We start from the raw sequence: 17,813 nt of genomic DNA, 5'->3' as shown, positions 1-17,813 counted from the left end.
CCTGGTCAGATATGCAGATCGGGAGGGGTGCCATTGAGCCTATGGGCATCGGCATCACGCCACGTCGAGCCGCTACGTTTATGCGCATAAACCGCGGTCGATGGATGGCGAGTGTCGAGCGATCACGTGCCGACCCTGCATCAATTCGGCAAGCCAGGATGCCCTGACAGTGCAGCACATCGATGCGACGATCGCTTCGGTGCCGCGATTGTCGACGCTCATCGGCGCGATGAATCGCCCGGTACCCTGTCGCGCGATCGCAGCTTTATGCGCATAAACCAATCGACGTACCGCGCTGTAGCTGCGCACTTTGCCACCCGAAACACCCATCACGATGCGCTGGCTTGCGAATCCGTACCCTTGCCGTGAGATAGCGTGCCACACGACTTTATGCGCACAAACACATCGGTCCTTTGAAGCCCATCCGCGATGCAGCGCCTCTCGCGAGACCCGTGTCGCTGGCGGCACCTTCCCTCCAACCAGCCTCTCCAAAGCATCGAATCGGCATACCGCTACCCCGCTGCCGCTCGCGTCGAAACACTCGATGCAGACTGGCTACAATACAGCCCTCTCCCATCCAGACCTGAATGATGATCACGATCTATCACAACCCCCGGTGCTCGAAGTCGCGCGAGACGCTTGCGTTGGTCGAAACGCTGAACACGACCGGCACGCAGGTGAACGTCGTCGAATACCTGAAGACGCCGCCGACGGTCGAGGAACTGGAAGCGCTGCATCGGCAGCTCGGCCGCCCGGTTCGCGACATGCTGCGCGACGGAGAGGAGCCATTCAAGACGCTGGATCTGGCACGTGCGGATCTGACCGATGCGCAAGCCTACGAGGCGATCGCCGCTCATCCGGTTTTGCTGCAGCGTCCGATCGTCATCTATCGCGGGAAGGCGGCCATCGGTCGGCCGCCCGAATCGGTGCAAGTGCTGTTCGAATAATTCTTGTTCGGCGTATTTTTCTTATTGCGTCAGCCCGGCGCACACACCAGCAATCGAAGCCAGTGCGATCGCCGGGCAGCACCCCACCCACCGCCCGGACGATAGCGGCAACGCGGGCCGGAGCTAGCCTGCCCCGGACGACGTGTCGTCATCGCCCGGTTCCCGCCCCGCCGCCGCTTTCGCGGCCGTCCGCAGCAGTGCAATCTGCCCGCGATAGGCTCTGCAGCCGCTGCAGGTCGGCAGGTGCAAGCGCACCTGCAGGCGCTCATGCAGGGTCAGATGCCGGTCCAGCGCATCCGACAGCAGTCGCGTCACGTCAGTACATTTCCCCGGCAGCATCTTCGGTCGTCAGTCCTTTTTCGCTCAGGCAGGTTCGCAGGCGCGTGCGCGCCCGATACAGCAGCACGCTGCAATGATTCGTCGTCAGCGTCAATTCGCTGCAGATGTCCGTAATCTCGACGTCGAGGAATTCGCGCATCATGAACACGCGCCCGATCTGCTCCGGAAGGTGATCGAGGCAGGCCTGGAACAGCGTCCAGAACTGCTGCTGCTGCAACAGCGTTTCGGGGCGCGGCCAGGGGCGCGGCTTCGCATGCGGGGCCCAGTGCCCATTTTCCTTGAACAGCTCGCGATCGAGCACGGATTCGCCGTCGAGCTCGGCGTCGAGCGCGGACAGGCTCACCGTCCGCTGCCGCGCACGCAGCACGTCGATCAGCTTGTTGCGCAGGATGCCGAACACCCAGGTCTTGTGGGCCGACAGCCCCGCAAAATCGCCCGCGTGCGACCAAGCGGCGGTCAGCGCTTCCTGCACGGCGTCTTCGGCCGCGTCGGCATCGCGGAGCTGGAGTCGCGCGAAGCGCAACAGGTCGCGCCGCAGTTGCGCGAGATAAACGGGGTCGTCGTACGCGGACGGCATGTCTGGGTAGCAGTGTCTCGAGGCGATCGCGCTTGCGCCACAGGGCGGGCGCATCGCGGTGCGAGCAGCTTACTGGGCGCGGCGCCGGCCCGCAACGTATGTTCCGTCACGAATTCACGAAACCGCCCGGCGCGCTGCGCTATGCTTGCCGAAACCCGTATCGCGCGTCGAAGGCGCCGCGCGGCGGGCAGTTTGTAACGTCAGAACATAACGGTCGAGTTATCCACAATTTCTGTGGAAAACCTTGTGGAAAGTCGGCCGGACGGCCCCGTGGGGCGGTTCGCGGGCTGGCTTGCCTATAAACAGACCTTTGTCGCCTGTTCGGAAGCAATCGATCCGATTCCTCACTCACCGGAAGGAGAACGTCATGTCCTATCGTATTGCGGTCGTCGTCGGCAGCCTGCGCCGCGCTTCGTCGAACCGCGCACTCGCGCACGCGTTGATCTCGCTCGCCCCCGCCGATTTTTCGTTCGAGTTCGTCGAGATCGGCGAACTGCCGCTGTACAGCCAGGACTACGACGCGGATTTCCCGGAAGTCGCGAAGCGCTTCAAGCAGACGATCGAAGCCGCCGATGCGCTGCTGTTCGTCACGCCCGAATACAACCGGTCGATTCCGGGCGTGCTGAAGAATGCGCTCGACTGGGGCTCGCGCCCGTGGGGTGCCAACTCGTGGTCGGGCAAGCCGGGTGCGGTGCTCGGCACGTCGCCGGGTGCGACGGGCACGGCGCTCGCGCAGCAGCACCTGCGCAACGTGCTCGCGTACCTCGACGTGAAGACGCTCGGGCAGCCCGAGATGTTCATCAAGCACGACCCGGCGCGCATCGACGAGCAGGGCCAGATCGTCAGCGAGGACACCCGCAAGTTCCTGCAGGGCTTCGTCGATCGCTACGCGGGCTGGGTGCGCCTGCTGAAGTCGGCCTGACGACTTCGGCCCGATCGCCGCGGCCGTTCATGCCGCCGACGCCGCCGGCCCGCACGCAGCGGGTCATGTGCCGGTGTGCCGCGCGTCGCGCGCTTCGCGGATGCCCAGCAGGATCTCGTCGAGCAGCGCGATGTCGAACGGCTTCGACAGCACGCGGACGTTGACGGTGCGCGTGCGGTCGAGCTCCTCCGCGTAACCCGTGACGAGAATCACGGGCAGCTTCCCCGGCCGCTTCTCGACCGCTTCGGCGAGGTCGATGCCGTTCAGGCGGCCCGGCATGTGGATATCCGAAATCACGAGGTCGAACGCGTCGTTCGCGGCCGCGCCTTCGATCAGGCGCAACGCGTCGTCGGCGGTGGGCGCATAGGTCACGCGGTGCCCGAGCAGCGAAAGCAGCGCTTCGGTGCCGGCCGCGACTTCGCTGTTGTCCTCGACGAGCAGCACGTGCAGCCCGGCGAGCGCGCCTGTGTCGTGCACGACGGCCTGCGGCCGAGCGACGACGTCCTCGGCACGCGCGCGCGGCAGGTAGAGGCGCACCGACGTGCCTGCGCCGACGGCGCTGTCGATCGTCGCGAGGCCGCCCGAGCGTTCGCAGAACGCGAACACCTGCGGCAGCCCGAGCCCCGTCCCCATCCCCTGCGCCTTCGTCGTGAACAGCGGTTCGAACGCGCGCGCGAGCACGTCGGGCGCCATGCCCGAGCCCGTGTCGTCGAGCGAGATCTGCACGAAATCGCCGGTCAGCGGAAAACCGTCCTCGCGGCGCAGCGTCACGTTGCGCGCGCCGACCGTGAAGCGGCCGCCCGTCGCCATCGCGTCGCGCGCGTTGACCGCGAGGTTGATCACCGCGAGCTCGAGCTCCGCGACGTCGACGCGGATCGGCCAGACGCCGGGCTCGATCGCGACGACCAGCGACGATTTCGAACCGAGCGACGTCTTCAGCAGTTCGCGGCACGTGCCGACCCATTGCCCGACGTCGATCGTCTCGTTGTGCAGCGGCTGCTTGCGCGCGACGCCGAGGAGCTGGCGCGTGAGCGACTGCCCGTTCTTCAGCGCGCGTTCGATCGCGCCGAGTTCCTTGTCGAGATGCTGGACGCCGCGCCGCCGTGCGATCTGCACGTTGCTCGAGATGATCATCAGCAGGTTGTTGAAGTCGTGCGCGACGCTGCCGACGAGGTTGCCGAGCGCCTGCATCTTGCGCGACTGCCGGTACGCGGATTCGATCGAGCGCCGCATCGATGCTTCCGCCTGCCAGCGGTCCCACGCCTCCTCTTCCGCCTTCAGCCGCTTGAGCGACAGCCAGATCACGGACCACAGCGCGATCGACGGCGCGAACATCGAGATGAACAGCACGCTCAGGTGTTCGTACCATTCGCGCCAGATCGCCGACGTGCGGTAAGCGCAGGTCACGTAGACGGGATAGCTGCCGACCTGGCGGTACGCGACGATCTCGCTCGCGCCGTCGTGGCGAACGCGCACGACGCCCGCGCGCGGATCGTTGCGCGCGTCGCCGAACGTGGCCGTGCGATCGGTATGCGCGAGCGACGGCGGCGGCGGATACGACGCGATCACCGCGCCGTCCGAGCGCGCGAGCGCCATCGTCATCGGCGTGGCCGCGCCGCCGAGCAGGTCGCGGTAGAACGCGTTGAAATACGACGACTTCAGCGCGATCGACACCATCCCGGCGAACGAACCGTCGCTATGGCGCCGCGCGACGCCCGTGTTGAACACGGGAATGTTCTCGAGCTTGAGCGGCCCCATCATCAGTCGCGAGATGTGTTCGATGACCTTGCCGTCGCGGATGCCGGCGAAGTCGTCGCGGTTCGCGATCGACGCATAGGGCGCCGGATAATAGAGGCTGTTGGCGAGCAGCATCCCGCTCGCGCCGAAGATCGACACGGCGGCCACCTGCGGGTAGCCGCCGCCGATCGTGTTCAGTGCTTCGTGGATGTCGGATTCCCGGTTGCGCACGGTCGCGTCGTCCATGTCCTGCACGAGGTCGACGATGCGCGCATCGAGCGTTTCGCTCAGGTCGAACACCTTGAGCGCGTGCTCTTCGGCGACCCGCACGGTGCGCATCGTCACGTCGCTCGCGGCGGCCTCGCGCGCCTTCAGGTCGTTGTACGCCATCACGACCACGTAGATGCACGGCAGCACGATCGCCGCGACGAGCAGCACGATCAGCGTCACGCGGCGGACCGCGAAATCGTGCTCGGGCGCACCGGACGCATAGGTGCCGTCATCCTGCCAGTCGTCGGCGGGAGTGGAGGCGGGATCTTGGGAGTCGGCAGGCCGGTCGGACGTCATCGAAGCTGCGGGTGAGGCGGGAGTGCCTGCCATCATAAACGAGTTGCGACGGCCCGCCGCGCCGCCCGTACGCGCGCGATCCTGTCGATTCAGACAGGGGGAAACCGTCAGATTGAAAACGCGACGAATCCGGCAGCGCAAACGTACACAAGGAAAAATTTTGCGTACTTATCTCGAAAATGGTCGCGGCTGTTTTCGGAATGACGCGAGATCGGATCGATTCTGTTCGAAATGGTGAAAATGGCGAGTTGCACCGCCTTCGGTTTACTCAGAGAATCGCGCCTTGCTTTCCCTATGACAGATATATGCGCCCGCCGGCGTTCGCCGCGCGGTGCGTCGCGCGCACCTGCGTCGCGGCGCCCGTGCACGGCCGCAAGGCGGTTGCCCGCGCCCGAACGCATGGCGCCTCAAGAAGCGCGCCACGCGGTCGTTAACGCGAGAGAGACCATTCCGTATACCGCTTCGCTCCATGCCTTTGCCGATTGTAATTGCCGACGATTCACTGCTCGCTCGCAAACTTCTGACAAAGGCGCTGCCGGGAGACTGGGACGTTGACGTCGCGTATGCAGCGAATGGTCGCGAGGCCTTGGCGCTCTATCGTGACGGCAAAGCTTCCGTGATGTTTCTGGACCTGACGATGCCCGACATGAGCGGATATCAGGTACTGGAGACACTGCGCCACGAAGACCTGAACACGTTCGTGATCGTGGTATCCGCCGATATCCAGCCGCAGGCGCAAGCACGCGTGCGCGAATTGGGCGCGATCGCATTCGTTGCCAAGCCCGTGACGTCGGAGGCATTGCTGCCCATTCTCAAGGAGTATGGGTTGTATGCCTGAATCGGTGTTCACGGCGGAGCAACGCGACGCGTTGCAGGAGATCGCCAACCTTGCAATGGGCCGCGCCGCCGCGCGGCTTGCGTTGCTGCTCGGGCGCTTCATCGAGCTGTCGGTGCCGCGCGTGCGCGTCGTGAAAGCGGCCGACGCGGGCGACGCGCTGCGCGAGATGACGGGCATTCACGACAACGTGACCGCCGTGCGCCAGGGCTTCCGTTCCGACATCAAGGGCGAGGCGATCGTGCTGTGCCGCAGCGCGGGCGTCGCGCGGCTCATGACGATCGTCGACCGTACGTTCGGCGACGGCGTGTACGGCGGGATGGCGACGCCGGACGAGCTCATGTTCGACGTCGCGAACGTGCTGATGGGCGCATGCGTCGCGTCGATCCTCGACGAGCTCGGCCGCAAGCCCGTGTTCTTTCCGCCGGGGCTGCTCGGTTCGAACGTGTCGTTCGACGACGTATTCCAGCCGCCCGAGCTCGCGTGGAGCGTCGCGCTGCTGCTCGAGGTGAACTTCGGGCTCGAGGATCACGCGTTCCGCGCCCACTTCGTGATGCTGATGGCCGAGGATTCGATCCGGCTGATGGGCGACGCGCTCGACGCGTTGTTGTCCGCGCTATGACGGCCGCCGCGCCGTCGCTGAGCGACCTCGTGATCGAGCGGGTGGGCTTCGGCCTGTTCGTGCTCGACCGTGCGATGACCGTGCGGATGTGGAACCGCTTCATGCAGGACCACAGCGGCATCCCGGCCGACGACGTGATCGGCCGCAACCTGTTCGACTGCTTTCCGGACCTGCCGCGCGCGTGGCTGACGCGCAAGCTCGAGAGCGTGTTCCAGCTCGGCAGCTTCGCGTTCAGCTCGTGGGAGCAGCGGCCCTACCTGTTCCGCTTCGAGCACGACCGGCCGATTACCGGCGGCGTCGACTACATGCAGCAGGACTGCACGTTCATGCCGCTCACGCGCGGCCGCGAGGTCGAGGCCGTGTGCGTGACGATCTCCGACGTCACGCATGTGAGCGTGATGCAGCGCGAGCGCGAGGAAGCGGTCGCGAAGCTGCGCGAACACGCGAATCGCGACGGCCTGACCGGTATCGCGAACCGGCGCTTCTTCGAGGCGCGGCTCGGCGACGAATTCGCTCGCTGGCAGCGCTATGGCGGCGACATGTCGGTGCTGCTGTTCGACCTCGACCACTTCAAGACGATCAACGACCGCTTCGGGCATGCGGCCGGCGACGCCGTGTTGCGCGAGACGGCGCGTCGGGTCGCGTCGATCGTGCGTGCGCAGGATACGTTCGGCCGTTTCGGCGGCGAGGAATTCGCGCTGCTGCTGCCGTGCACGAATCTCGACGAGGCGATGCTGGTGGCCGACAAGGTGCGCGATGCGATCGGCAGCGTGCCGGTCGATGCGGAGGGCGTCAGCGTGCCGGTGACGGCGAGCGTCGGCGGCGCGTGCGCGAAAACGGGCGCGCCGACTTGCGACGTGCTCGTCAACGAGGCCGACGCCGCGCTCTATCGCGCGAAGCGGCTCGGGCGCGACCGTTCGGTCGCCTACGCATAGGCGCGCCCGCCCCGCATCGCGCGAAGCGGCTTCGCCCCGCGCGTGCCTTGCTCAGCTTTTCGCGATGTCGGCCAGCACGCCGGCCAGCACGGCCGGCTGCGACACGAACGGCGAATGACTGCTGTCGAGCTGGTGCACGTGGGTCGGGTTGCCGGGCGCGAACGCGTCGGCTTCGTCGATGAAGCGCTGCTGCAGCGCGGGCAGGATCACGCGATCCTGCAGGCACTTGATGTAGTGACGGTCGAGCGCGCCCCAGCGCGCGGCGGTCGTCGGGATCGCGGTCGCGAACGGCGCGGCAGGCACGTCGCAGGTCATCAGGTTCGCGACGGCCTCGAAGTCGGCCTGCGGTACGTCGTCGTACAGTGCGCGCTTCATCGTGTCGCGATACGCGGCGTCGCCGCTGCGCGGATCGATGCGCAGCGCACCGGCCACGCGCGGGCTCGCGAGCATCAGCGGGCCGAGCATCTCGCCCTTGTTCTCGGGGGCGCGCACGTAGTCGAGGCCCGGCTCGCCCGACGCGGGCATGAACGCCGCGAGATAGACGATCTTCGCGATCTTTTCCGGCGCGCGCTCGGCGGCCGCCGTGATCGCGAGGCCGCCCATGCTGTGCCCGACCAGCACGACCTTGCCGCGGCCGAGCGCATACGCGTCGTCGACGGCCTGCATCACCTGCGTCGCGTAATCGTCGAGCGTCGTGTTCGCGACCGGCGACGGCTCGGCGCCGAACGCGTCCTTGTCGAGCGGCCGTTCGAGGTAGGACCCGGGAAAGCGGGCATTGATGCCGTGCGCGGGCAGGTCGCGCGCGATCGACAGGTAGCCGCGCGCGGCCAGCGCGGCCGCGACGTGCGCGTAGCACCACGCGCCGTGCCAGGCGCCATGCACGAGCACGAACACGGGATGGTCGGCCTGCGGGGTGGCGGTTACGTTCGTCTCCATGGTGTCCGTGTTTTTCGAGAAAGCTGTCATCTTAGACGAACCCGTGCGAATCCAAGCGCGAACGGGCGGTACGATCGCGTTACCGCCCGCGATCCGCGTCCCTTGTCTCGCGCAGGCCACATTTCGTCCGGATCCGATATGAATTTGAATCGAAGCGCGCTAATTTGTTGCTTTGCTCGCGATTGCTCCCCATGAACGTCGACTATCTCTTCTACCGGAAGCCGGACAAACCCGGCCCCTATTCGCTCGACGACCTGGGCGACATCGCGCCGCCGATCGGCCCGGGCGACCTGGTGCGCGCGGGGATCGCGCGCGTGTTCGAGCAGATCGACTGGCAGGAATCGCCCGACGTGCCGGGCGCGTGGTTCGGCACGGGCGGCGCGGTATTCCAGTTCACCGTGGAGCCCGACGGCCGCGTGACGAGCTTCATGGGCTCGCGCCTCGAACGCCGCTCGATGCTGCAGCTCACCCGCGAAATGGGGCTCATTGCGCTCGACCTGCAACGCGATATCGTTTACGGCTGACGGGCCGCCGGCGCCCGCCGGTGTCGAGCGGCACCCGTTCCTGCCGAGGCCGGCCGCACCGGCCTGCCAACGGCTCCCGGCGCCCCGCCGGGCGTGGCGTGTGTCCGCCATCGAACTTCAAAGATTGCTATACTTTCGCCCAATTCCGGCTTCCGGCCGGTAATTTGTGCCTGTCTGCGTCGATCGTTCGCATATCTCGCACGCATTGACACCCTGACCATCCCAGCCGGGCATGGCTTCTTCAATCGCCCCGCGTGGGTGTCTCCGTGGAGCTTGTCTTGGCCGTTTCAAATTCCGTCGTGGACGAACAAGAAACCGACGCCGCTGCCGTCACATCGGGCAGTTCTTTCTATCTTGCGATGCGCATCCTGCCGGCCGTGCAGCGCGATGCGATGTTCCAGGTCTACGCGTTCTGCCGCGCGGTCGACGACATCGCCGACAGCGACCTGCCGCGCGCCGAGCGCACCGCGGGCCTCGATCGCTGGCGTGCGGACATCGACGCGTGCTTCGCGGGCCGCCCGCCGCGCCATCTGGCCGCGCTGGATCGCGAGATCCGCGCATTCAACCTGCAGCGCGACGATTTCCACGCGATGATCGACGGAATGGCGATGGACGCGGTAGAAGACATCTGCGCGCCCGACGAGCCGACGCTCGACCTCTTTTGCGATCGCGTGGCGAGCGCGGCCGGCCGGCTGTCGGTGAGGATATTCGGGATGCCGGAAGCCGAAGGGATCGAGCTGTCGCACCACCTCGGCCGTGCGTTGCAACTGACGAACATCCTGCGCGACATCGACGACGACGCGGCGATCAACCGTTGCTACCTGCCGCGCGAGCTGCTTGCGCGCGAACGCATCGCGATCACCGATCCTGCGACGATCGTGCGCGATCCGGCGCTGCCGCGCGTGTGCGCGACGCTCGTCGAGCGCGCGCTCGAGCACTTCCGCCAGGCCGACGCGGTGATGGATACCTGCCCGCGTGCGCAGGTGAAGGCGCCGCGCATCATGTCGGGCGCGTATCGCTGCATTCTCGAAGCCGCGGTGGCACGCGGTTTTGCCGCCCCGCGCGCCCCGCTGCGCAAGCCGAAAGCGCGCATGCTGATGATCGCCGCGCGCTACGCGCTGTTCTGAGCCGACCGAGTCGATGCCCAGAACCGTCCACGTGATCGGTGCCGGACTCGCGGGCCTGTCGGCCGCGGTCGAGCTGCAACGCCGCGGGCGGCACATCGTGCTGCACGATGCGCACGCGCATGCGGGCGGCCGCTGCCGCTCGTGGTTCGACGGGGCGCTGAACACGACGCTCGACAGCGGGCTGCACGTAGTCTTCTCGGGGCAGGCGGCCACGCAGCGCTACCTGCGTGCGATCGGCGCGGCCGATCAGCTGGTCGGGCCCGCGCTGCCTGAATTTCCGGTCGTCGACGTCGCGTCGCAGCAGCGCTGGACGCTGCGCTTCGGCAACGGGCGCTGGCCGTCGTGGCTGTTCGATGCCGCATCGCGCGCGCCGGGCACGACACCGCTCGACTACCTCGCGCTCGCGCCGCTCGCGTTCGCGCGCACGGGCCGCTCGCTCGCACAGACGATGCGATGCGACGGCGTGCTGTGGGATCGCTGGCTGCGGCCGTATTTGCTTGGGGTACTGAACGTCGAGCCGCGCCACGCGAGTGCCGAGCTCGCGCGTGCGGTGCTGTGCGGCACGTTTGCCGCGGGCGGCCCTGGCTGCCGTCCGCTCGTTGCGCGCCACGGGCTCGGCAGCGCATTCGTCGAACCGGCGCTGCGGATGCTGCAGCACGGCGGCGCGCAGATTCGGCTGAACTCGCGGCTCGACGCGTTCGAATTCGGCGCGCACGGCAATGCGGTCGACGCGGCCGTGATCGGCGGCGAGCGGGTCGATCTCGCGCCCGGCGACGCGGTCGTGCTGGCCGTGCCGCCCGAGGTCGCGCTGCCGCTCGTGCCCGAACTCACCGCGCCGGATACGTTCAGCGCGGTCGTGACCGCGTATTTCGCGGTCGAGCCGCCGGCCGGCAGCCCGCTGCAGACGACCGTCGTCAACGGCGTCGTCGATGCGGTGCGCGCCGGCGGCGGCCAGCTCGCGGCGACGATCCGCGATGCGGGCCGCTGGCTCGACATGCCGCACGACACGCTCGCGCGGCGGATCTGGGAAGACGTCGCGCGCGTGACCGGCGCGAACCCGGAAACCATCCCCGCGTGGCAGCTCGTCGTCGAGCCGCGCGCGGGCTTTGCGGCGGTGCCGTCGCAGGAAATGAAACGTCCGGCCGTGCGTACGCGCTGGACCAATCTCGTGCTGGCGGGTGACTGGATTGCCACCGGCTTGCCCGCCACGATCGAGGGCGCGATCCGTTCCGGCCAGCTGGCCGCGGACGTGCTCCAGACACAATAAAGAGGGACCGATGAACGATCTCACCGAAATGGCTACCCTGTCCGCCGGCATCGCGCCGGCCGGCGTCGACGCGGCCGTCGCGCGTGCGACCGACGCGCTGCTGGCCGCGCAGAACGCGGACGGACACTGGGTCTACGAACTCGAAGCCGATTCGACGATTCCCGCCGAATACGTGCTGCTCGTCCACTATCTCGGCGAGACGCCGAACCTCGAGCTCGAACAGAAGATCGGCCGCTATCTGCGCCGCATCCAGCAGGCGGACGGCGGCTGGCCGCTGTTCACCGACGGCGCGCCGAACATCAGCGCGAGCGTGAAGGCGTATTTCGCGCTGAAGGTGATCGGCGACGACGAGAACGCCGAGCACATGCAGCGCGCGCGCCGTGCGATCCACGCGATGGGCGGCGCCGAGATGTCGAACGTGTTCACGCGCATCCAGCTCGCGCTGTACGGTGCGATTCCGTGGCGCGCGGTGCCGATGATGCCGGTCGAGATCATGCTGCTGCCGCAGTGGTTCCCGTTCCACCTGTCGAAGGTGTCGTACTGGGCGCGCACCGTGATCGTGCCGCTGCTCGTGCTGAACGCGAAGCGCCCGCTCGCGAAGAACCCGCGCGGCGTGCGCATCGACGAGCTGTTCATCGACCCGCCCGTCAACGCCGGGCTGCTGCCGCGCCAGGGCCACCAGAGCGCCGGCTGGTTCGCGTTCTTCCGCGTGGTCGACCATGCGCTGCGCGCGGTCGACGGCCTGTTCCCGAGCTACACGCGCGAACGCGCGATCCGCCAGGCCGTGTCGTTCGTCGACGAGCGCCTGAACGGCGAGGACGGCCTCGGTGCGATCTATCCAGCGATGGCCAACGCAGTGATGATGTACGACGTGCTCGGCTACGCGGAAGATCATCCGAACCGCGCGATCGCGCGCAAGGCGCTCGATAAACTGCTCGTCGTGCAGGAGGACGAAGCATATTGCCAGCCGTGCCTGTCGCCGGTGTGGGACACGTCGCTCGCGGCGCACGCGCTGCTCGAAACCGGCGATGCGCGCGCCGAGGAAGCCGTGCTGCGCGGCCTCGACTGGCTGCGCCCGCTGCAGATCCTCGACGTGCGCGGCGACTGGATCTCGCGCCGCCCGAACGTGCGGCCCGGCGGCTGGGCGTTCCAGTACGCGAACGCGCACTACCCGGACGTCGACGATACGGCCGTGGTCGTGATGGCGATGGACCGCGCGCAGAAGCTCAGGCAGTCGGATGCGTACCGCGAATCGATGGCGCGCGCACGCGAATGGGTCGTCGGCATGCAGAGCAGCGACGGCGGCTGGGGCGCGTTCGAGCCGGAAAACACGCAGTACTACCTGAACAACATCCCGTTCTCCGATCACGGCGCGCTGCTCGATCCGCCGACGTCCGACGTGTCGGGCCGCTGCCTGTCGATGCTGTCGCAGCTCGGCGAGACGGCCGCGAACAGCGAGCCGGCCCGCCGCGCGCTCGACTACATGCTGAAGGAACAGGAGCCGGACGGCAGCTGGTACGGCCGCTGGGGGATGAACTACGTGTACGGCACGTGGACCGCGCTGTGCTCGCTGAACGCGGCCGGCCTCGGGCCGGAAGATCCGCGCATGAAGCGCGGCGCGCAGTGGCTGCTGTCGATCCAGAACAAGGACGGCGGCTGGGGCGAGGACGGCGACAGCTACAAGCTGAACTACCGCGGTTTCGAACAGGCGCCGAGCACCGCGTCGCAGACGGCCTGGGCGCTGCTCGGCCTGATGGCGGCCGGCGAGGTGAACAACCCGGCCGTTGCGCGCGGCGTCGACTACCTGATCGCCGAGCAGAACGAAGAGGGTCTGTGGGACGAGACGCGCTTCACGGCGACCGGTTTCCCGCGCGTGTTCTACCTGCGCTACCACGGCTATCGCAAGTTCTTCCCGCTGTGGGCGCTCGCGCGCTACCGCAACCTGAAGCGCGACAACGCGACGCGCGTCACGGTCGGGATGTAACGCGTGGGCGCATCACGGCACAACGGCGCATTGCCCGTCATCGCGGTGACGGGGATGGCGTTCGAGGCGCGCATCGCACGCGGCGACGGCGTCGAGGCGGTGTTCGCCGCGCGGGCCGACCGGCTCGAGCGTGCGCTGGCCGATGCGACCGCGCGCGGTTGCGCGGGCATCGTGAGCTTCGGCACCGCGGGCGGGCTCGCGCCCGATCTGGCGCCCGGCGCGCTCGTGATCGCGAACGCGATCGACGGGCCGTTCGGCCGCGTCGAGACCGATGCGGGCTGGAGCGCGCGGCTCGTCGCGGCGCTGCACGACACGCCGGTATGGGCGCGCGTCACGCGCGGCACGATCGCGGCCGTCGGTGCGCCGGTCGTCAGCGCACAGGAAAAGGCGTCGCTGCACCACGCGAAGGGCGCGCTCGCCGTCGACATGGAGTCGCATATCGCGGCGGCCTTCGCGGCCGCGCGCGGCGTGCCGTTCGTGGCGTGCCGCGCGATCGTCGATCCGGCGTGGCGCACGCTGCCGCGCGCGGCGACGGCCGGCCTGTGCGACGACGGCAGCACGGCGATCCTGCCGATCCTGCGCGAATTGCTGAAGCAGCCGTCGCAGCTCGGCCCGCTGCTGCAGGTCGCGAGCGATGCGCGCGCGGCGCGCACGACGCTGATCCAGGCGCGGCACGCGTTCGAGCGTGCGGGTGCGATGCGGATCGTCTGAGCGGCACGCGCCGCGTTTCTCTTTCCCTCCTTTCTTCGTTTTTCGCGGACAAAAAAAAGAGCGCTGCAGATGTGAACTGCAGCGCTCTTTGTCTTTGCGGCGGTCGCCGTTGCAGCGTTACTGCGCGGCCGGACTGCTCGCGGGCATCGCCGGCGCGGCCGGTGCACCGTCAGCAGCCGGCACCGTCGCCGGGCCCGACGATGCCGCTGCCGGTGCCGCGGCAGGCGCGCTCGCGGGCATCGCATTGTCCGCACCCGGATCGTCATACTGCGGCAACCCCGGCGCGGCCGGGGCATTGTTCGGCGTGGTGCCCGATGCACCGCCCGACTCGCCCGGATCCTCGTAATTCGGCAGTCCCGGCAAGGCCGGCGTCGCGGCCGGCTCGGCGCCCGCTTCGCCCGGCTCGCTGTAGTTCGGCAGCGCGGCCGACGACGACTGGCTGCGATACGTCAGCGACTTGCGCTGCTGCAGGTACGCGTCGCGCACGAACGAATACGGATCGAGCGCAGCCTGCTTCAGCAGGTCGGTCGCGCCGAGCAGGTCCGAACGCGCGCTGATGAACTGCGCGATGTACATCGGGTTGCGCGCGGCCGGCTCGATGTAGTTGAGCAGGTTGAAGCGCACGTCCACCGCGCGGCCGACACCGTCGCGGATCGTGCTCGGCCCGAACACGGGCAGCACGAGATACGGGCCGGACGGCACGCCCCAGCGCGCGAGCGTCAGGCCGAAATCCTGGTGATGCTTCGGCAGGCCGGCCGGCGTCGCGATGTCGATCAGGCCGGCGACGCCGAACAGCGAGTTCATCGCCACGCGCATCAGATCCTGCGTCGCATCGGTGATGCGCAACTGCAGCAGGTTGTTCGCCATGTTGCCGAGATCGCCGAGGTTCGAGAAGAAGTTGCTGATCGCGGTGCGCACGGGCGTCGGCGTGACCTTCTGGTAACCCTTCGCGATCGGCACGGCGATGTTCGAATCGACGGTGTCGTTGATCTTGTACATCGTCCGGTTCATCGGCTCGAACGGGTCGTTGGGATTGCGGTTCGGCCCCGTCGCGCAGCCGGTCAGCATCGCGCTGGCGGCGACGGTCGCCGCAATGATTCGCACCTTATTCATTGATTCCTTGCGATTGGTTCTTGGCGCGTTTGACGCGCGGTTTGCCCATCAGGACGGGCTGGAACACCACGGCGCCGATCAGCGTGCAGGTCAGTGCCAGCGCGAGCAGCTTGCCCATGCTCGACGTACCCGGGTGGTGCGACAGCCACAGGCTGCCGAATGCGGTCGCCGTCGTCGCGGCGCTGAACAGCACCGCGTGCGTGAGGCTCGATTGCAGCAGCCCCGTCTGCCCCGCGCGCCACGCCATCACGAAATACACCTTGAACGCGACGCCGACGCCGAGCATCAGCGGCAGCGCGATGATGTTCGCGAAGTTCAGCGGCATGCCGAGCACGACGCACATCTCGAGCGTCACGATGCCCGACACGAGCAGCGGCACCAGCGTGCGCAGCACGTCGCCGAAGCGGCGCAGCGTGATCCACAGCAGGATCGTGATCGAAATGATCGACCACAGCGCCGCATGCAGGAACGCGTTGATGATCGTGTCGGCCGAATGCAGGATCGAGATCGGCCCGCCGGTCGTGCCCGGTTCCGCGGCCTTCACGGTCTGCGCGAAACGGCGCAGCATCGTGTCGTCGTTCGGGTCGACGCCCTTCGGCACTTTCGGCGAGATCTGCACGAGCGCGTGGCCGTCCGGCGCGACCCAGTCGCGCACGAGCGGCGGCGGCAGCGATTCGCGCGTGATGTCCTGCGGCTGCAGCAGCGCCGCGAGCTGATTCAGCGCGATGCGCAGCGTATCGGAGAACGCGCGTTCGGCGCGGTCGCGCGTCGCGCTGTCGGCGGCGGCGAGCTTCGCGAGCGACGCGGACAGGTGTTGCGCGGCGGCCGCGCCCGGGCCCGGGTGATCTTCCGCCGCGTAGCCGAGCAGATCCGACACGCGCTTGAGCGCGGCGACGCGCTGCGCGTCGGTCGCGGGCGGCGCGGCCGGCTGCGTCAGCGCGGGCAGCAGTTCGCTCGCGGCCGCGGCGATCGCCGCGCGCTTGGCCGGCTGGTCGGCGGGGATGAAGGTCGACAGGGTGGTCGTGCGTCCGACCTCGGGCAGCGCGTCGAGGCGCTTCGCGGCCGCGTCGGCCGCGGCGAGCGACGGCGCGAGCAGCGTGACGTCGTTGACGGCAGCTTCGGGCGAATCCTTCAGCGCGAGCAGCGTCGCCATCGATTCGCTGTTCGGATCCTTCAGGTGCAGCGGGTTGAAGTCGAAACGCAGGAACGCGAGCAGCGGCAGCGCGCCGATCACGACCACGAGCGTGCCGATCAGGATCGGCTTGCGATGGCGATCGAGGAAATCGTCGACCGGCGCGAGCCACGGGAAACCCGGCGTCTTCGATTCGCCCGGCGGCGCGAACAGGCGCAGCAGCGCGGGCAGCAGCGTGAGCGTGGTCAGCAGTGCGACGAACATCCCGACGCCCGCGATCAGGCCGAGCTCGGACACGCCGCGATAGGCGGTGGGAATGAACGAGAAGAAGCTTGCCGCGACCGCCGTGGTGGCCAGCGCGAGCGGCATGCCCATCGAATGCGCGGCGCCGATCAGCGCGTGATCGATGCGCTGATCGCGGAAGCGTTCCTCGCGGTACTTCACGCCGTACTGGATCGAGAAGTCGACGCCGAGGCCGACGAACAGCACCATGAACGCAACCGAGATCATGTTCAGCGAGCCGACCATCGCGAGGCCGAGCGCGGCGGTCACGACGAGGCCGACGAACAGCGTGACGAGCACCGAGCCGATCATCCGCTTCGAGCGCAGCGCAAGCCACAGGATGACGAGCACGGCGAGCAGCGTGAGCGCGCCGTTGAGCGCCGCGCCGTCCTCGACGGACGCGAATTCGTCGTCGGCGAGCGGTTGTTCGCCGGTCAGGCGCACGGCCGCGCCGTAGCGCTTCTCGAGGTCGAGCGAACGGGCGGCGTCGCGGATCACCTGGCTGGTTTCCGCGCCGGCCTTCAGCGCGCCGTAGTTGACCACGGGCTGCACGGTGACGAACGCGCGCGCGGGCTGCCGCGCCGAATCGCTGTCGACCAGCGCGCGCCACGAGAACGCGGCCGGCTTGCCGGCCAGCACGTCGTCGACCGTCGCGGCGCTGCGCGCGAGCAGCTTCGCCATCGCGGGCAGTTTCACCTGGCCGGTCAGGAGCGGCTGGCCGAGCGTGGTGGCCAGCGTCGTCGCGAGCCCGGTGAGGCTCGGGTTCTTTGCGAGTTCGTTGACGAGCGGGCGGGCGCTCGCGAGCTGCGACGTCGTATCGGAGACTTCCTGCGGCGACAGGAACAGCAGCCCGTTATGCTCGAAGAACGGCCCGCCGCCGGGCTCGGCGACCTGGCCGATGCGGCCTGCTTCAGCCTGCTTCTGCAGCGCTTCGGTCAGCGCATGCGCGGCGGCATTCGCGAATTCGGGCGCGGGCGCTTCGACGACCGCGAGGATCGTGCCGTTGCGTTGCGGGAACGCTTTATCGACGGCCTGGCCGAGCGCAGCCCATTGCGGTTCCGCATCGACGAGCTTGCTGATGTCGGTGTTGATCTTGAAATGCTGCGCGACGTAGACACCGCTGAGGGCAGCGATGACGAGCGACAGGACGACGACCCAGACGGGACGGCGCACCGACCACGCAACGAGTCGGACGATGAGAGATGTCACCATGTGGCGGTGGGGAGCGGCTGGCTAGGGCAAAGTAGCCAAGTATA

Annotated in this window: 18 protein-coding genes; 10 read left to right on the top strand and 8 right to left on the bottom strand. The window is 68.0% G+C overall.

Going from position 1 to position 17,813, the window contains the following annotated elements; genetic code table 11:
- Positions 1 to 78: 78 nt before the first annotated feature.
- On the bottom strand, positions 79 to 384 hold the full coding sequence (locus tag GD429_RS04350; RefSeq protein WP_152855837.1) for a hypothetical protein: 306 nt from the start codon (positions 382 to 384) through the stop codon (positions 79 to 81).
- Between the two features lie 203 nt (positions 385 to 587).
- On the opposite strand from GD429_RS04350, the gene arsC reads away from it, so the two are divergent.
- Positions 588 to 947, top strand: coding sequence for an arsenate reductase (glutaredoxin) (arsC, locus tag GD429_RS04345; protein ID WP_152855836.1), 360 nt, complete (start codon positions 588 to 590; stop codon positions 945 to 947).
- A 123-nt stretch (positions 948 to 1,070) separates the two neighbouring features.
- Here arsC and GD429_RS04340 read toward each other — a convergent pair whose 3' ends face one another.
- Together GD429_RS04340 and GD429_RS04335 are read right to left on the bottom strand one after the other, a co-directional pair.
- Positions 1,071 to 1,286 (bottom strand): zf-HC2 domain-containing protein, encoded by a 216-nt coding sequence (locus GD429_RS04340; protein WP_152855835.1) that lies wholly within the window; start codon positions 1,284 to 1,286, stop codon positions 1,071 to 1,073.
- The gene (locus GD429_RS04335; RefSeq protein ID WP_152855834.1) at positions 1,264 to 1,863 is read right to left on the bottom strand and encodes an RNA polymerase factor sigma-70; all 600 of its coding nucleotides are present in this window, start codon (positions 1,861 to 1,863) and stop codon (positions 1,264 to 1,266) included. Before GD429_RS04335 ends, GD429_RS04340 begins: the two co-directional genes overlap by 23 nt.
- A gap of 367 nt (positions 1,864 to 2,230) precedes the next feature.
- Here GD429_RS04335 and GD429_RS04330 point away from each other — a divergent pair, with 367 nt between their 5' ends.
- Positions 2,231 to 2,785, top strand: coding sequence for an NADPH-dependent FMN reductase (locus GD429_RS04330; RefSeq protein ID WP_152855833.1), 555 nt, complete (start codon positions 2,231 to 2,233; stop codon positions 2,783 to 2,785).
- Positions 2,786 to 2,848: 63 nt separating this feature from the next.
- Here the strand turns inward: GD429_RS04330 and GD429_RS04325 are convergent, their stop codons facing one another.
- Positions 2,849 to 5,089, bottom strand: a complete 2,241-nt coding sequence (locus tag GD429_RS04325) for a hybrid sensor histidine kinase/response regulator (protein WP_152855832.1) — start codon at positions 5,087 to 5,089, stop codon at positions 2,849 to 2,851.
- Between the two features lie 107 nt (positions 5,090 to 5,196).
- Positions 5,197 to 5,490, bottom strand: coding sequence for a hypothetical protein (locus GD429_RS04320; protein ID WP_152855831.1), 294 nt, complete (start codon positions 5,488 to 5,490; stop codon positions 5,197 to 5,199).
- Positions 5,491 to 5,558: 68 nt separating this feature from the next.
- Between GD429_RS04320 and GD429_RS04315 the strand changes: the two genes are divergently transcribed.
- The 3 genes from GD429_RS04315 to GD429_RS04305 are packed head-to-tail and all read left to right on the top strand — an operon-like array spanning position 5,559 to position 7,481.
- Complete coding sequence (locus GD429_RS04315; protein WP_011548759.1) at positions 5,559 to 5,927, top strand: response regulator; 369 nt, start codon at positions 5,559 to 5,561, stop codon at positions 5,925 to 5,927.
- The gene (locus tag GD429_RS04310) at positions 5,920 to 6,546 is read left to right on the top strand and encodes a chemotaxis protein CheC (protein WP_034181514.1); all 627 of its coding nucleotides are present in this window, start codon (positions 5,920 to 5,922) and stop codon (positions 6,544 to 6,546) included. The genes GD429_RS04315 and GD429_RS04310 overlap by 8 nt, the downstream gene beginning before the upstream one ends.
- Positions 6,543 to 7,481 carry a diguanylate cyclase gene (locus tag GD429_RS04305; protein WP_152855830.1) on the top strand — a complete coding sequence of 313 codons (939 nt, stop codon included), beginning with the start codon at positions 6,543 to 6,545 and terminating at the stop codon, positions 7,479 to 7,481. Before GD429_RS04310 ends, GD429_RS04305 begins: the two co-directional genes overlap by 4 nt.
- A 51-nt stretch (positions 7,482 to 7,532) precedes the next feature.
- On the opposite strand, the gene GD429_RS04300 is transcribed toward GD429_RS04305, so the two are convergent.
- Positions 7,533 to 8,417 (bottom strand): alpha/beta fold hydrolase, encoded by an 885-nt coding sequence (locus GD429_RS04300; RefSeq protein ID WP_152855829.1) that lies wholly within the window; start codon positions 8,415 to 8,417, stop codon positions 7,533 to 7,535.
- Between the two features lie 191 nt (positions 8,418 to 8,608).
- Here GD429_RS04300 and GD429_RS04295 point away from each other — a divergent pair, with 191 nt between their 5' ends.
- The 5 genes from GD429_RS04295 to GD429_RS04270 all read left to right on the top strand — a co-directional run bounded on the left by GD429_RS04295 (position 8,609) and on the right by GD429_RS04270 (position 14,030).
- Positions 8,609 to 8,941 carry a hypothetical protein gene (locus tag GD429_RS04295; RefSeq protein WP_034181517.1) on the top strand — a complete coding sequence of 111 codons (333 nt, stop codon included), beginning with the start codon at positions 8,609 to 8,611 and terminating at the stop codon, positions 8,939 to 8,941.
- A gap of 278 nt (positions 8,942 to 9,219) precedes the next feature.
- Positions 9,220 to 10,068, top strand: coding sequence for a presqualene diphosphate synthase HpnD (gene hpnD, locus GD429_RS04285; protein ID WP_152855828.1), 849 nt, complete (start codon positions 9,220 to 9,222; stop codon positions 10,066 to 10,068).
- A gap of 13 nt (positions 10,069 to 10,081) precedes the next feature.
- On the top strand, positions 10,082 to 11,335 hold the full coding sequence (gene hpnE / locus GD429_RS04280) for a hydroxysqualene dehydroxylase HpnE (RefSeq protein ID WP_152855827.1): 1,254 nt from the start codon (positions 10,082 to 10,084) through the stop codon (positions 11,333 to 11,335).
- A gap of 10 nt (positions 11,336 to 11,345) precedes the next feature.
- Positions 11,346 to 13,319, top strand: a complete 1,974-nt coding sequence (shc, locus tag GD429_RS04275) for a squalene--hopene cyclase (protein ID WP_152855826.1) — start codon at positions 11,346 to 11,348, stop codon at positions 13,317 to 13,319.
- Between the two features lie 54 nt (positions 13,320 to 13,373).
- Positions 13,374 to 14,030, top strand: coding sequence for a phosphorylase (locus GD429_RS04270; protein ID WP_152855995.1), 657 nt, complete (start codon positions 13,374 to 13,376; stop codon positions 14,028 to 14,030).
- A 117-nt stretch (positions 14,031 to 14,147) separates the two neighbouring features.
- Here the strand turns inward: GD429_RS04270 and GD429_RS04265 are convergent, their stop codons facing one another.
- Both GD429_RS04265 and GD429_RS04260 read right to left on the bottom strand, forming a co-directional pair.
- The gene (locus GD429_RS04265; protein WP_152855825.1) at positions 14,148 to 15,143 is read right to left on the bottom strand and encodes a VacJ family lipoprotein; all 996 of its coding nucleotides are present in this window, start codon (positions 15,141 to 15,143) and stop codon (positions 14,148 to 14,150) included.
- Entirely contained in the window at positions 15,136 to 17,769 is a 2,634-nt protein-coding gene (locus GD429_RS04260; RefSeq protein ID WP_152855824.1) for an MMPL family transporter, read from the bottom strand. Before GD429_RS04260 ends, GD429_RS04265 begins: the two co-directional genes overlap by 8 nt.
- Positions 17,770 to 17,813 lie beyond the last annotated feature (44 nt).

Source organism: Burkholderia sp. BE17 (genome assembly GCF_009362305.1).
Classification (GTDB): domain Bacteria; phylum Pseudomonadota; class Gammaproteobacteria; order Burkholderiales; family Burkholderiaceae; genus Burkholderia; species Burkholderia pyrrocinia_C.
The sequence above is the reverse complement of the archived record's forward strand: the minus strand, read 5'-3'. Positions and strand labels throughout refer to the sequence as shown.